The organism is Bacteroidales bacterium (assembly GCA_014860585.1).
GTDB lineage: Bacteria > Bacteroidota > Bacteroidia > Bacteroidales > 4484-276 > RZYY01.
Genome location: JACZJL010000053.1, coordinates 37655 through 53366 on the forward strand (window position 1 = coordinate 37655; position 15712 = coordinate 53366).

Annotated in this window: 10 protein-coding genes; 6 read left to right on the forward strand and 4 right to left on the reverse strand. The window is 42.5% G+C overall.

Annotated elements, in window-relative coordinates:
- Positions 1-7: 7 nt before the first annotated feature.
- Positions 8-2323 carry a carboxypeptidase-like regulatory domain-containing protein gene (locus IH598_06195; protein MBE0638087.1) on the reverse strand — a complete coding sequence of 772 codons (2316 nt, stop codon included), beginning with the start codon at positions 2321-2323 and terminating at the stop codon, positions 8-10.
- Positions 2324-2429: 106 nt separating this feature from the next.
- Positions 2430-3365, reverse strand: coding sequence for a J domain-containing protein (locus IH598_06200; protein MBE0638088.1), 936 nt, complete (start codon positions 3363-3365; stop codon positions 2430-2432).
- Positions 3366-3509: 144 nt separating this feature from the next.
- Here IH598_06200 and IH598_06205 point away from each other — a divergent pair, with 144 nt between their 5' ends.
- Entirely contained in the window at positions 3510-4307 is a 798-nt protein-coding gene (locus IH598_06205; protein ID MBE0638089.1) for a polysaccharide biosynthesis/export family protein, read from the forward strand.
- A gap of 12 nt (positions 4308-4319) precedes the next feature.
- Complete coding sequence (locus IH598_06210) at positions 4320-6779, forward strand: polysaccharide biosynthesis tyrosine autokinase (GenBank protein MBE0638090.1); 2460 nt, start codon at positions 4320-4322, stop codon at positions 6777-6779.
- 12 nt (positions 6780-6791) lie between these two features.
- Here IH598_06210 and IH598_06215 read toward each other — a convergent pair whose 3' ends face one another.
- Positions 6792-7946: an amidohydrolase gene (locus IH598_06215; protein MBE0638091.1), complete on the reverse strand. Its 1155-nt coding sequence runs from the start codon at positions 7944-7946 to the stop codon at positions 6792-6794.
- Positions 7947-7972: 26 nt separating this feature from the next.
- On the opposite strand from IH598_06215, the gene IH598_06220 reads away from it, so the two are divergent.
- The 4 genes from IH598_06220 to IH598_06235 all read left to right on the forward strand — a co-directional run bounded on the left by IH598_06220 (position 7973) and on the right by IH598_06235 (position 12255).
- Positions 7973-8953, forward strand: a complete 981-nt coding sequence (locus IH598_06220) for a class I mannose-6-phosphate isomerase (GenBank protein MBE0638092.1) — start codon at positions 7973-7975, stop codon at positions 8951-8953.
- A gap of 66 nt (positions 8954-9019) precedes the next feature.
- The gene (locus tag IH598_06225; protein MBE0638093.1) at positions 9020-9541 is read left to right on the forward strand and encodes a TlpA family protein disulfide reductase; all 522 of its coding nucleotides are present in this window, start codon (positions 9020-9022) and stop codon (positions 9539-9541) included.
- Positions 9542-9572: 31 nt separating this feature from the next.
- Positions 9573-11327, forward strand: a complete 1755-nt coding sequence (locus IH598_06230) for a hypothetical protein (protein MBE0638094.1) — start codon at positions 9573-9575, stop codon at positions 11325-11327.
- A gap of 19 nt (positions 11328-11346) precedes the next feature.
- Positions 11347-12255, forward strand: coding sequence for an Omp28-related outer membrane protein (locus IH598_06235; GenBank protein ID MBE0638095.1), 909 nt, complete (start codon positions 11347-11349; stop codon positions 12253-12255).
- Positions 12256-12386: 131 nt separating this feature from the next.
- Here the strand turns inward: IH598_06235 and IH598_06240 are convergent, their stop codons facing one another.
- Entirely contained in the window at positions 12387-15587 is a 3201-nt protein-coding gene (locus IH598_06240) for a DUF2723 domain-containing protein (GenBank protein ID MBE0638096.1), read from the reverse strand.
- Positions 15588-15712 lie beyond the last annotated feature (125 nt).

Below are 15712 nucleotides of genomic sequence, written 5' to 3' on the forward strand. Positions count from 1 at the left end.
TTTAACACTAAAAAGCCAAAGTCAGTCCTAAACTTGGCATGATAGGAAGCTGGCGCACAACGTCTCCTGTCACGCGATTCACATAAAAAACATTGGGGCGGTCGTAAACATTGGTCACGCTCAGGTCAGCCTGAAATGTGGTGGTTTCTGAAAAGTGAAAAGTTCGCTTCAGGTTTACGTCAAAACGGTGATAGGTGGGAAGCCTGCCCTGGTTCAGCGGGCCATATTCGATACCGAGAATCCCGTTCTCGGAGAGGTAATCAGAATTTATACCATCTGGAAATAAGATTTTTTCATAGTAACCCTGTGACTGCGTGAAAGGAAATCCTGTACCAAAGTTCCAACGTACACTAAACTCCCATTCCTTGAGCGGACCCATCGAATAAGATGAAAGCAGGTTGAGATTGTGCCTGCGGTCGAAATGGGGATAATACCATTGAATTCCATCATACCTGTTGACAAAGGCATAAGAGTAAGCTGTCCAGAAATAAAACCGGTTCTTGCTGTATTTCACCGAAAGATCAATACCCATAGCGTCGCCCTTTTCTACAATAAAATCCTTTTTCTCGATATCCGGAGTTCCTGCTGGCGCAGTGGCTTCGTCGTAAATTTTGTAGCGGTTCAGGTTGGTAAGTTGAGGAAATCCTTTGTAATAACCTTCAAGGTTTATGGTGAGTTCCCGCGACAAATCCTGTTCTATACCAATAATGACATGTTGTGATTTTTGCAATTTATGTTCGGTTTCGTTACCGTCAAAATCGGTCAGACTTTGATCGGGGCCTGAAAGAAAACCATAAAAGAGGTTCACAACATCCCTGTCGGAGCGGGCGCTTATGAGGTTTTGTGAATATAATCCAGCCGCCAGTTTAAAGCGGGTGTTGTTTGAGTAATTATACTTCAGTGCAAATCGCGGTTCTATTGAGATATCGGAAAGGGAAGCATACCATTGTAGACGAAGTCCTGGTTCAATCAGAAATTTGCCGGTTGTCAGTTTGTATTTGAAATATCCGGCCAGCTCAGTTGTATTCTGCTCTTGCTGAATGCGTTGTCCTAAGTCGTTGAAATACTCGAACTCCGTTTTAAAACCATTCATTTCAATACCATATTTTGCCTCGTTCTTGCCCATGAAATAGGTAAAATCAAATCCGGCATTGAACCCGTTAATTGCACTGGTACGGGGATCTTTACCCAATTCATCAAGTTGCATATCGTAGGAGGAATAAGCAAAAATCCCTTCCATCAAAACGGGAGTTGAACCCGGGATCACCACGAAATTGGCGCCGCCACCAGCAGCATTCCAGGAATATTCCGAGATTTCCTTATAGTTAACCTGATCAGCAAAGTTAAATCCGAAAAGGTTTAGTTTACTGCCGTTTTGGGCGTTTAGGGAAATTTTTCCATATAGATCGAGAAAATTGAACGGTAGTCCGTCCTCATTCACATACTCATAAAAAATCTTGGAACTTTGTTCAAGGTAGGAGTTTTTTGCCGAAAGAATAAAAGACGAACTGCCACCGCCATTTTCCGACTGCTTTTTGATGGGTCCTTCAATCATTGCACGTGCGCCAAAGGTAGACATCCCAACAATTCCCGAATACCGCTTTTTGTTACCGTCGCGCGTGGTGATATCCATTACGGATGAGATACGTCCGCCATGCTCTGCATTGAAGCCACCCGTGTAAACATCGGCAATTCGGATGATTTCGGTGTCGAAAACCGAGAACAGGCCTATGGAATGAAACGGATTGTAAATAACCATTCCGTCAAGCAGGACTTTATTTTGTATGGGCGAGCCCCCACGTATGTATAATTGCCCCCCCTGGTCGCCGGTAAAAATTACACCAGGTAACACCTGCAGGTATTGCGCCAGATCTGGCTGACCACCAACTGTTGGAATTTGCTTTATGTCAAGGGGTGTTACTTTTACAACCGATGTTCTTGTTTCAGTGCGCACAGCCTGCCGCTCAGCGGAAACATTTACTGCGTCAAGCAAAACCGATGATTTAACCAGGAATAGGTTTTTTTGTAACAAATCATTTGGCTTCAGCGAAACTTCCATCTTGAGGGTATCGTATCCAAGATAAGTAACCAGCAGCGTGTAATCTCCGGGTGGGATTTGAGTGATCGCAAAATAGCCGTTTACGTCAGTGGTTGAACCATAGTTGGTACCTAAAAGGTAGGCATTCGTAAAAATGATCGGTTCGCCGGATTCTTTTTCGTAAATAAAACCCCTGATGACAGCTGACTGAGCAAAAACCAGTTTAGCGGCAAGAAGAAATACAAGTAATAACAGGTGGGCAGGACGAAGTAAGCTATGTGGCATAAGTTAAGAAGTGATAGAATTCTCGATAGGTTTCGTTTTAGAAAACATCTTAACGGCTACCTATCACAAATATTATCGGATAATGGATTTGCGTAATTTTGAAAAATTAGCCTTCTTTTTTACGAATCATGCTAAGCTGTTTAAAAAGATTGATCTCCTGATCGTTCAAATTCTGCGGTAAAACCACCTGGATTCTCGCGTAAAGGTCGCCAAATTCGTTGGATTTACCATAAACCGGCATACCCATCCCTTTCAACCGCAGAATTTTTCCATTTGGTGTTTCCTTTGGAATTTCAACATTCATCGGCTTATTCATGGTATTGATCGTTGTTTTACCACCAAGTATCGCTGTGTACAAATCAACCTTCACATCCAGGTAGAGATCAATTTCTTTCAGCTCAAAAACAGTATTATTCACAACATTAATTTTGAGCAGCAAATCACCAGAGTCGCCACCGGTATGCGATACAGCGCCTTTCCCCCTGACTCTTAAGGTTTGTCCGTTTTTCACTCCCGGTCTGAGGTTTACTTTTATTTTGTTTCCATCCACATTCAGAATTGTTGAAGTGCCATGATAAGCGTCACTAAGAGAAATGTTCAGCTGTGCTGTGTAATCCTCCCCTTTAAACTGCCTTGTTCGCTGGTGGAAACTGCGACGGCCTCCAAAACCTGTCTGACCGGAACCTCCCCCAAAGAAGCTGTTAAAAAAATCGCTAAAATCAGATTCACCAAACACATCACCAAATGAACTGCGGTAAGAACCACCGCTCTTTTGCGCCCATTGTGAAAAATCGAAACCTGTCCCGCCATGTTGAAACTGGTTCCAGTTTGCCCCCAGCTGGTCATATTTTTCCCGCTTCTGATCATCACCAAGTACTTCATATGCTTCCGAAATGTCTTTGAATTTCTCTTCAGCAGATTTATTATCAGGATTTCGATCGGGATGATACATCTGAGCCATCTTGCGGTATTGCTTTTTGATTTCGGCTTTTGTTGCTTTCTTATCAACTCCAAGAATTTTATAGTAGTCTTTGTATTCCATTTATAATTTTTTTGTAAATCTGACTGATCAAAATTGATGCAAAAGGGGGATTTTTGACAAATTGAACAATGAATTGAATATTTATCTATTTTTGCCGGTCAATTCTGTCAGTCAAGTCTGGTTTTAAATCCAAACAGTTTGTAAATGAAAATTTATCACAACTTTTTCTTACGGTCAGTCTTTTTTATGGCACTTCTTGCCATCTTTTTTTCCTCCTGTGTTCCCATGAAGCGGATTAAGTACCTTCAGCAGGAGGTGGCTAAAGGAGATTCACTCAGAACGCATTTTGAAAATAAAAAACTTGCTGACTACAGGATTCAGCCGGGAGACAACCTTTACATCAAGGTTAACAGTGCCATTTCCACAACTGATAACTTATTCCTGAATGAAGCCAATCAGTCGTCCAATTATTATAATGATATTGGAATTTATCTGAACAGCTACCCTGTAAGTGATTCCGGTCACGTTGACTTTCCTTTTGTTGGGAAAATTTATCTTAAGGGTTTATCGATTGAACAAGCCAAAGATACAATACAAGCCATTGTAGACGATTACCTCAAAGGGACAACGGTTATTGTAAGGCTTGCCAATTTTAAAGTTACCATTCTTGGAGAGATCAACCGGCCGGGAGAGTATAGTGTTTATCAGAACAAGCTAAATATTTTCGATGCTATTGCTTACGCCGGAGATATGACCACATTTGCAAAACGAGATGATGTATATATGATCAGGGAGACCAAAACAGGCACTAAAGTAATCCATTTAAACCTTAATGACGTTAGTATACTTGAATCAGAGTATTACACTTTAATGCCCAAAGATATTATCTACATCCCGCCTGTTAAAGGAAAGAATTTTGCTTTCAGCAATTTCCCTTATGCGCTGATCTTCACCACAATCACCACTACGCTTTTGTTAATTAACTTTTTTAAAACCAACTAACAGCCTGTAACTGTGGATACGAATTACAACATTCCAACTATAAAACAAGAGGAATCGATCGACCTCAAAGCACTTTTTTTGAAATTCTTCAGGTACTGGTATTTCTTTGCACTCACCGTTTTTGTAGCACTTGTGATTGCCTTTTTGTTCAACAAATACACCAAACCGGTTTATGAAGTGAAAACCACCGTGCTGATTAAAGACGACCGTTCGAGTAAAGACTTGTTGGGAATTGGAATCAATAATTTGCAGAACCTGCAAAACGAAATGGGGCTTATCAGATCATACACCCTTGCTGAAAGGACAATCAATAACCTGAATTTTGAAATTTCCTACCTTCTTGAAGATAATTTTATTACAACCGAACTCTACGATAAATCGCCCTTCAAAGTGGAAATGGACACTTCTTTCCCTCAAATAAAAAATGTGAAAATCAACCTTTTTATGCTATCCAACACCCGGTTTAAGCTGGGAATCCAAATAGAGGAAGCCATTCTGTACAGTTTTTCAGATCGGCAGGATGTTGGGAAGGTGACAGGATTAAACTTCACAAAGGATTATGAATTTGGCGAATTGATAGAAGGCGAATTCGGAAAGTTCAGAATTTTTCTGACTGAAAACTTTACATCAGAATTTTTGAACAAAAACCTCATCTTTACATTCAACGATTACCAGAGCCTGATTGCCCAATTCAGGGGAATCAAGGTGGAGCCAATCAACCGTGAGGCATCTATTGTCGAAATTTCGATCGAAGGAGGCAACTCGCAAAAGATGCAGGATTACATGAATGAATTAACCCAGCAGTACCTTTACAGGGGTATTGAAAAGAAAAATCAGATCGCTGTTAATACCATCCGTTTTATTGACTCCGAGTTGGTTGACATCACTGACTCACTTAATTATGTAGAAACAAAACTGCAGGATTTCAGGATTTCAAACGAGGTGATGAATCTTGATTTCAAAGCCAACCAGGTGTTTACCGCCATGAAACAACTTGAAGAGCAAAAAGCTCAGTTGATTGTCAAGGCAAAATATTACAAAAATCTGCAGGATTATCTCATTCAACAGAAAGAAAGCATTGATGATATTGTAATCCCTTCGGCTATGGGTATTGAAGACCCTTTACTTACCCAGTTGATCAGTGGTCTTGCCAAACTCTATGCCGACCGTGCCGATTTACTTTGGAGATCGTCTGAGAAAAATCCAGCCGTTGCTGCAGTTGAACAACAAATTGAAACGACAAAGAAAACCATCCTGGAGAACATTCATAATATTGTGAACACATCAACTATTTCAATAAAAGACATTGATGAACGCATTGAACGTCTTGAATCGGAAATAAGCCGTCTGCCACTCACTCAACGACAACTTTTCGGAATAGAACGTAAATTTAAATTGAACGATGCAATTTATACCTTCCTTCTGCAAAAACGATCTGAAGCACAGATTGCCAAAGCATCAACATTGCCTGATAACGAAGTGATTGACATTGCACGAACCGGCGAACAGGTTTACCCGAAAAAGAGTCTCAATTACCTGATTGCCTTAGTGCTTGGCCTGGTTATTCCGGTAGTTTACATCCTGGGGAAAGATTACATGAACGACAAGATTATTGAGAGGCAGGATGTGGAGAAAATTACGAACATTCCTATTATTGGGCACCTTATCCATAACAATAAAGAAACTCAGCTGGTTGTGCCGGAATCACCAAAATCATCCATCTCCGAATCCTTCAGGTCGATCAGGACAAATCTCCAGTACCTCACCAAAGGCAAAAACAAACAAACAATCCTGGTTACTTCTGATATGGTTGGCGCCGGAAAAACATTTGTTTCGATCAACCTGGCTTCTATTTTTGCCATGTACGACAAGAAAACCCTGTTAATGGGTTTTGACCTTCGCAAACCGAAAATTTATCAGGATTTCGGTTTAACAAATACAGAGGGAATCAGCTCTTACCTGATCAACAAAAGTAAACTGGAAGATATTATCCAGGTTTCACCCGTTAAGAATCTCGATATCATCATGGCTGGACCGGTGCCACCCAATCCGGCAGAGTTGATCTCGTCAGAAAAAACTGATGAGCTGATGGCGAAGTTGCAGGAAATGTATGATTATATCATCATTGACACACCTCCCGTAGGCCTTGTCACCGATGCTTTCCTCCTGATGAAATACACCGATGCTAATCTCTTTATGGTTCGGCAGAACTACACCAACAAGAAAGTATTTGAATCCATCATCAAGGATATTGAGCAACGCAAGCTGCCCAACATCTATATCTGTATCAATGACGTCAAACTGGGTAAAGGATCCTACGGGTACGGTTACGGCTATGGTTACGGCTATGGTTATGGTTACGGCTATGGTTACGGCTATGGGTATGGTTACGGTTATGGGTATGGTTACTACTCCGATGATGATGAAGCATCGAAAAAATCATTGCTCAGAAAAATTTTCGGGAAAGCGTAACCATATCTTGTATTATTCCATTTCCCCGACCTTTTTGATAATTCCATAAAACATGGCGATTCCGGTTTTGATGATCTCATCCGGGAAATCATAATCCGGATTGTGTAATGAAGGATGATTCTTACCGGCGCCAACACCGAACAGAGCCCCGGGATGTCTTGATAAAAATTGCCCAAAATCTTCTGACCACCGAAATGGCTCTGCCATCTCCCTGACTGGGAATTTATTTTCAACAGCTACTGTTCTGACCAAATCAACGCATTCATCGTCATTTACCGAAGCCGGAAACTGCTCTGTCCATTCGATTTTTTCGTGAAGTCCGTATTTGTCGGCAATTTGTTCGACTATGTTGATGGCTTTGTTTGTCAACAACTCCATATCATCATTACTATAGCTGCGTAAGGTAGCCATTACCTCTGCATAACCGGGAGAAGTACCAAAAGCCCTCTCGCCGAGCCTGGCATGAATTATTGTGATCAGTTTGAAAGCGTCAAAACCTTCCCTGGCATTCGATAAACCTGAAAATTTGCTGATGATCTCAGAGATTGCAAGTGCCGGACTGATTCCCTGTTCTGGATTCGCTGCATGTGATGTTTTACCGGAAAGTTTGATGATCATTCCTTTCGAAGCTGCAGCAAAATGTTGTTTTCGGATGATGATGGAGTTTTTCCTGAACCCCGGCAAATTATGCAATGCGAATACAAAGTCAATCTGTAAATCTTTAAATTTTGAGTCATTTATCACTGTTACAGCGCCTTCACCGGTTTCTTCGGCAGGCTGAAAAAGCAGGATTACACGACCTTTCTCTGGAGGATTGGATCTAAGTTGTTGAGCTACTCCGGCAAGGATAACAAGGTGCCCGTCGTGGCCGCATTTGTGACTGACAAATGCATTTACCGAATGATGTTCAAAGTCATTTATTTCCGGGATTGGAAGTGCATCCATATCAGCGCGAAGCAGGATAGATTTTCCGGGAATTCGACTTTCATAAATAGCGATTAGACCATGCCCACCAACATCCTCAATAATTTCATCAGCAGAGCATAATTTTAGGAAAGCTTTTATTTTCTTTGCAGTTTCAATTTCAACGCCCGAAAGTTCGGGATTTTTGTGAAGATCTTTCCTTAATGCAATGATTTGATTGAGCTGATCGTTTGGGATTTTCATTCGTTTAAATGCTTTATAGGTAAAAAATGAACAAGTTATACCCACTTAAGTTCAGGCCTGTCTTCAAAGATAAAATCTGGGGTGGCAGCAAAATTAAAAATCTGCTGGGATTAAATTATGGGAATCTTTTTAATTGTGGTGAAGCATGGGTGTTGTCAGGAGTGAACAGAAATGAAACCATCGTTTCGGAAGGATTCCTCGAAGGTAATGAGTTGAACGAACTCGTCGAAATTTATATGGACGACCTGGTGGGAGAAAAGGTGTACAAAAAATACCAGAACGAATTTCCCATCCTGGTCAAATTTATCGATGCCAACGATTACCTCTCCATCCAGGTACATCCGGATGATGCACTGGCACAGCAACGTGGATTGGGTAACGGAAAAACTGAAATGTGGTACATCATCAGTGCAGAGGAAGGCGCTGAGCTGATCAGCGGTTTCAACCGTATAATGGATAAAAAAACTTATTTGCATCACCTGAAAAATAATACCCTGCAAGAAATTCTTAATGTTGAAAAGGTAAAAGCAGGGGATGTGTTTTTTATGCCGGCGGGCAGGGTGCACGCGCTTGGCCCCGGGATTTTGATGGCCGAAATCCAGCAAACCTCCGACATCACTTACAGGATTTATGATTATGACCGGACGGACAGTTCCGGTAAACGGCGCGATCTGCACACCGAAGAAGCTCTTGATGCCATTGATTTTGAATTTTATGACAGTTACAGGAGTCATTATCCCAGCATCAAAAATAAAAGCGTGGAAGTGGTCAATCAGCCATTTTTCACTACCCATATCATCCACCTCGACCAACCCGTTTCAAGGGATTATTCAGCACTCGACTCGTTTGTCATCTGCACCTGCGTGCATGGAGAGGTTGAGATTATTTATCCTGAGGGAAAAATTGGCCTGAAATTGGGTGAATGTTTGCTCATTCCAAATGAAATCAATGAGATTCGGATCCTACCCCTGATCGAGTCGAAAATTTTGGAAACGTTCATTTTGTAGTCAGCGAATTGCAGAAAGTTTTAGTTTTGTAAAAAATTATTTATTCACATCTTTAAATATGTTTCTATGAAAAAATTGCTTTTTCTTGTTATTCTAATCAGTTCAACAACAGTTCTGCTGGCTCAAAATGAAGCCAAAACTTTATTCCGGTTGCCGGAAACATCCATTCAGACCCTTGAAGGAAAACCTTTTGAAACGAAGGATATGCAAAATGACGGTAAACCAATCCTTCTCACTTTTTGGGCAACCTGGTGTAAACCGTGCATGCGCGAGCATGACGCCATTAATGAAATGTACGGTGAATGGGTCGAAGAGACCGGGTTAAAAGTGTATGCCATTTCGATTGATGACGCCCGTTCAACAAAACGGGTCATGCCAACGGTTAATGGTAAAGGATGGGAATTTGAGGTGCTTCTCGATCCCAACGGCGATTTGAAACGGTTGATGAATGTGAATATACCCCCCCACGTTTTTGTCCTGAACGGGAATAAGGAAGTGGTCTGGCAACATGTAGGTTACCTCGATGGTGACGAATTAAAATACATTGAGGTGGTCGAAAAGCTTTTAGCCGGAGAACCCATTGAATAATTCTATTCCTTATGCTTAAAACTTAAATGGTTTGAAAACAAAATTTTATCTCAGGTTTTTGGTGCTTTCTGTCCTATTCCCGACTGTTGTTTTTTCGCAGGGCTTTCTTGATGGCGCTAAGGTGACAGGAAATACGCAGATTGACGCCCAATATTATGCAGAAGACGACAAACTGGGAATTACGGACTCGACACTTAACTACCGAAAATTCGGAATGAATGGATATGCGAACCTGCTCTACACTGCCGGTGATTTCTCGGCCGGATTGCGCATGGAGGCTTATCTGAATCCTATGCTCGGATTCGATCAGCGCTATGAAGGTGTTGGTATTCCCTACTGGTTTGCCAGGTATAAAACCGGAACATTTGAAATGACTGCAGGCCATTTTTATGAGCAGTTTGGCAGTGGTCTCATTTTGCGAAGCTGGGAAAACTGGACGCTTGGCTACGACAACAGCATTTACGGTTTCAATGCCAATTTCTCGCCTGTTCAGGGGGTAAAACTCAAGGGGCTGGTTGGTGTTCAGCGCTATTTCTGGCAGCCCTACCAGGAGTCCAACCGCGGGATTGTTAAAGGTATCGATGGAGATTTTTATCTTAACGAATTATTTGATGGTATGGTTGAGTCGAAAACCAGGATCAACCTCGGCGGAAGTTTTGTGAGTAAATACGAAAAAGTCCCCACTTTAACCTATGTAACGGACTCAACATATTTTGTGGACTCGGTGGAATGGAATCAACAAACTGTTTATGAGATGAATTTGCCTTACAACGTGGGATCATGGGCTGCGAGGACGAGCATTTCTCACGGAGGCCTGGACTTTTTCGTCGAATATGCCGAGAAAGCCAACGATCCCAATGCCACAAACAGTTACATTTTCAGGAAAGGAAGTGCCATTTATTCATCTTTATCTGTGTCAACAAAAGGATTGGGAATTTTCCTGTCAACCAAATGGATTGATAACATGAGTTACAAGTCAAAGCTTACTGAGACCGGCAACCCCCCGATGCTTGACATCAACTATCTGCCAGCTATCAGTAAAGAACATGCTTACAGTATGGCTGCGCTTTACCCCTATGCAACACAGCCAAACGGTGAGTTTGGCTTTCAGGGACAGGTAGACTATAAGATTCCAAAAGAAACTAAACTTGGCGGGAAATACGGAACATCGGTCACTTTGAATTATTCGCTGGCGAAATCAATTGAAAAAGACACCCTTCCTAATTCACCGGTGACAGGCTCGCTTGCCGGCACCGATGGTTACGAAACAAAGTTCTTTTCCATTGGCGATTTAACCTATTACAGAGACCTGAACCTGATCATTGAAAGACGACTTTCGGGTAAATGGAAAACGATATTGGGTTATTACAACCAGTCTTATAACAAAAATGTGATTGAGGATAATATATACAACGATAAGCACATGGTAGATGCCAACATTGCAGTGCTTGACCTTACCTATCGGATTACACGCCGCAACTCATTAAGAATGGAGGCGCAGGGGTTATGGACAGAAGAAGATAAAGGCGATTGGGCCGCGCTGCTTTTTGAATACAATGTCTCGCCATCCTGGTTTTTCTCCGTGCAGGATGAGTTTAACTACGGAAATCCCAATGAGGATTTGCAGGTCCATTATTTCAACCTGGCATTCGGGTATACACAAAACACAACACGGTTTGCTGTTCGCTATGGAAGGCAAAGAGAAGGATTGGTGTGTATCGGAGGCGTTTGTCGTTATGTACCTGCCTCAACCGGTTTAACATTAACCATCACAAGCTCTTTTTAACACTTAAAACTGGATAAAGATGAAATTAAAAATATCACTCGTTTTTTTAACTACTGTTTTTTCGTTCATCCTTTGGACAGCCTGTGATAAAATTGAAGACCCCCTCAAGATCACTGACCAGAAAGATTACCCTTTGAACCCGGATGATACCTTGTTTTTTGTTGATTCAGTGCTGGTGCAGAACAAGCAGGTATTGCTCGAAGACTTTACAGGTCACAAATGTGTCAATTGCCCAAAAGCTGCAAAAGAATTGCACGAAATGATGGAAGAACTCCATCCGAGCCTGGTGTCCTACACCGTTCACGCCGGGAACTTTGCTGTACCCTCTCCGGGTACTGTGTTTTCTACCGATTTGCGCTCGCCGCTTAGCGAGCGGTTGTTCACCGAATTTGGGATTTTTGCCAACCCTATTGCCATGATTGATCGTGTGGAATACAATGGTCTCAGGCAGGTATTTACGACCAGCTGGAACACTGTTGTAACCCAGCAATTGCAAACACCGAACACTGCAAACCTGAAACTCAAGAACATCTATTTTCCAAAGCTGGATATCGTCGTCATCGATGTTGATGTTGAATTCCTCTCTGCACTCGAAGGCCAATACAATCTGGTGGTTTATCTTGTCGAAGATGGTATTGTTTCGCCACAATTGAATAATGACCCGACCATTGGCCCCGACACATTGATGAATTTTGTGCACCACAATGTACTTCGCGGTGCTGTGAATGCAGCATATGGGGATCCGATCAACCTGTCTGGTAATATTGTTTCAGGGCAAACTTTCACTAAAAGGTATACTTATCAGATCAATCCTGACTGGGTTACTGAAAATTGCAGGATCATTGCCTACATTGGCAAATCAGATGATGCCCTCAACCTGATTGACATCATCCAGGTGGCTGAACTGGGAATTAAGACTGAAGAATAAAACCAGTCACAACTTATTAAAAGGGGCTGTCGCAAAAGTCAGGATTTCTCACGAAATGTTTAAAATCCAAATGAACGACTTTGAGGCAGCCTCAACTTTTGATATGAAGGAACAAAAAATCAGAACAACCTTTACATGAACTTATCAAGCAGTAGATTGAGCCTTGTTTCGATCTTATCTGCCTGATCAGTTTGCTGGTAGCGGCGGGAGAGGGATGCAAGATGTTGCATGATACTGAAAGCCCGCTCAATTTCCTTTTGATAGTAATCCTGGAAATACTGATCGAGTGTAGCGTAGTACTCCAGGTCGGCTTCATAGTTGGTCAAAAGAATGTCTGAAACAGCATTCCCCTTTTCTGTGGCGGCGGCATCGTAGTAATATTCTACCATTGGCAGGGAGTACATGTCGTAGTACATTTTTTCGTTGGGGAAATATTTCTGGCAGGCGTCGAGCGTCATCACGGCCGAATCCATCTGATTCAGTTCGATCAGGGCTGCAGCCAGACGGAAGTAATTTTGCCTTGGCATCACAGAGTTTCGCCGGCTTTCAGGGTCAACGTACACTTCCGGTTCGTTGAGTCTTCCCCAGCGGGCTTTGTTCACCAGCAAATCATAAGCTCTGTCCACGTTAATTCCACCTAATCCTTCCAGGTAATGGTCGGCCTCCACCGGCATAAACCGGTAAGCAATGCCTTCGAGATGACAATATTTTGCAATATCCATAACGCCTTCAACGGCAGACGGGCTGGTGAAGTAAATCGGGCGTTCCCAGCTATTGGTCGCAATAAAATCGAGCAGCATCAGGTCGTTTTTGTAAAGAAAGTTTTGTTTAACACGCCAGGAGATTTCATCTGGGATTCTATCATAGAACTTTTTATTTACGTACCCTTTCGCAACCAGTTCATCACGGTTGATGGTCATTTTGAGGTCTTTGGTTGGAATGAAATTGATAAAGGTTCCATCCTGCAGTTGCACTTTTGTTCTTGGATTATCCTTTGCAATAAAGTCAATGATCTCTTTCAATTCCCATGATCCACTGACCCTTTCAAAGAAGGGGACATAGTTATTGTTTCCTTTGTCGTAATCTTTTCTTGAAATGGTAAATGGCAGCGGTGGAGAATCATAAACCTTCCGCATTTTCTGATGAATATACCACTCGCCGGATGCAAGCATATAGTTCACAACACGGATGTCGGTGCGGATTCCTTCCACTTCCTGAGCATACCAAAGGGGGAAAGTATCATTATCGCCATTGGTAAAAATGATGGCGTTTGGTTCGCACGATTCGAGGTAATTGATCGCAAAATCAAGTGCGGCATACTTTCCCGACCGGTTGTGGTCGTCCCATCCTTCGCTGGCCATAATTCCAGGCACAAGCACCAGGGGCACGACTGTGGCTGCAATGGCCGACAAGCTTTGACCCATAAATTTTTTCAGGAAGTTGAAAATCCCCAGTACACCAAACCCGATCCAGATGGCGAAGGCATAAAAAGAGCCTGCATACGCGTAATCCCGCTCCCTTGGCTGATATGGGTATTGATTGAGGAAGACGATAATGGCAATTCCTGTCATGATAAACAGGAGTGTTACCACCAGACCGTTTTTGTAATCCCTGTTGAAATGGAAGAAAAGTCCGATTAATCCAAGTATCAGAGGAAGCAGGTAAAACTTGTTATTACCCCAGTTCTGCATACTCGGAGGGAGGTTTTTCTGATTCCCGAGCCGATTGGCGTCCAGGCTATCGAACCCGGTGATCCAGTTGCCGTTTTCAATTTCCCCATGCCCCTGGATATCGTTTTGCCTTCCGGCGAAATTCCACATAAAATACCGCCAGTACATGAACCCGAGTTGGTAGCGGAAGAAGTAGGTCAAATTTTCACCGAAGGTTGGCTTTTGAATTACCTCAGCTTCTCCATTTTCGTTCGTATAGCGCATTGGAATACCTTTCACCTTCCCCCATCGCTTGTATTCGCTAATATGAATGGGTTTTTGGTTGCTCCACATACGCGGAAAAATGGTAGTAAATGCCGGATCATACACTGGGTTTGTACTTTTGCGCGCATCGGCAATCACATATTTTCCTTTGGCCACATCGCGAATAAAGACAGGATTGCCATCTTCATAATCAACTACCGGAGAGTTGTAATAAGGCCCGTGGAAAATAGGCCAGGTGCCGTATTGCTCACGGTTTAAGTAAGAAAAAAGACCAATGGCATCGTCAGGATTATTCTCGTTAACAGGGGTGTTAGCATTTGCCCTGATAATAATAAGGATAAAACTGGAATAGCCGATAAGAACAAAAGCAAAACTTAGGGCAATGGTGTTCAAATGGACACGTTGATTTCTAATCAGGTAAACACCTCCACCTAAAAGACTTCCTACAATTAATCGCATAAAGAAACTTCCTGCAGAAGTACTTTCGCTAAGTATCAGTATAAAAAGCAACCCGGCCAGACCTATTGCTACTTTAACAAGCATCGGGTTGTTGGTTGAAGTTGCTTTTATAAAAAAGAAAACATTGGCAATCAGCAGGATGACGAAAAAGATCGTTCCTGAATTAAAAGGCATCCCAAAAGTATTGACGAACAGAATCTCGGTGTTGGCAAACAGGTTGGCAATTTCCGGGATAATTACATACATGATGGCCGACAGGATTAAGATGGAGATGACACCGGCAACCATCATCCCCTTGATGGTAGGCTGATATTTTTTGAAATAATAAACAAACACGATCGCCGGGATAGCCAGCAGATTGAGCATGTGAACGCCAATGGAAAGCCCTACAAGGTAAGCAATCAGCAGCAGCCAGCGGGCCGAATGAGGCTGCCCCTCTTCCTCTTCCCAACGGAGAATAGCCCAGAAAACAACTGCAGTAAATAACGACGACATGGCATATACTTCACCCTCGATGGCTGAAAACCAGAATGAATCGCTGAAGGTGTAAGCCAACGCTCCAACAACGCCGCTTCCGAAAATGGCGATCATTTTGGCGCTGGTCATTTCACCACCAAGTAAAACTGCCTTGCGTGCAAGAATGGTGATGCTCCAGAATAAAAACAGGATAGTGAAGCTGCTCGACAGTGCCGACATCCCGTTGATCATCAAAGCTACCTGTGAGGTGTCACCAAAAGAGAACAAAGAAAATATTCTGGCAACAAGCTGGAAAAATGGCGCTCCCGGAGGGTGACCCACCTGCAGTTTGTAGGAGGTGGCAATGTATTCACCGCAATCCCACCAACTGGCGGTAGGTTCGATGGTCAGGAAGTAAACGGCTGTGGCAATCAAAAACACAGCCCACCCGATCAGGTTGTTGAGCTTTTTGTAATTTTCCATTGAACTACTTTTAATTTTTTGCTTTAAACGCGGTGCGAAAATACGCATTTTAGAAAATAACGTCCGAAAATCATTTTGCGATTATTTAATGCGGGATGTTTCACAAGTCATCAATACTATGTCTA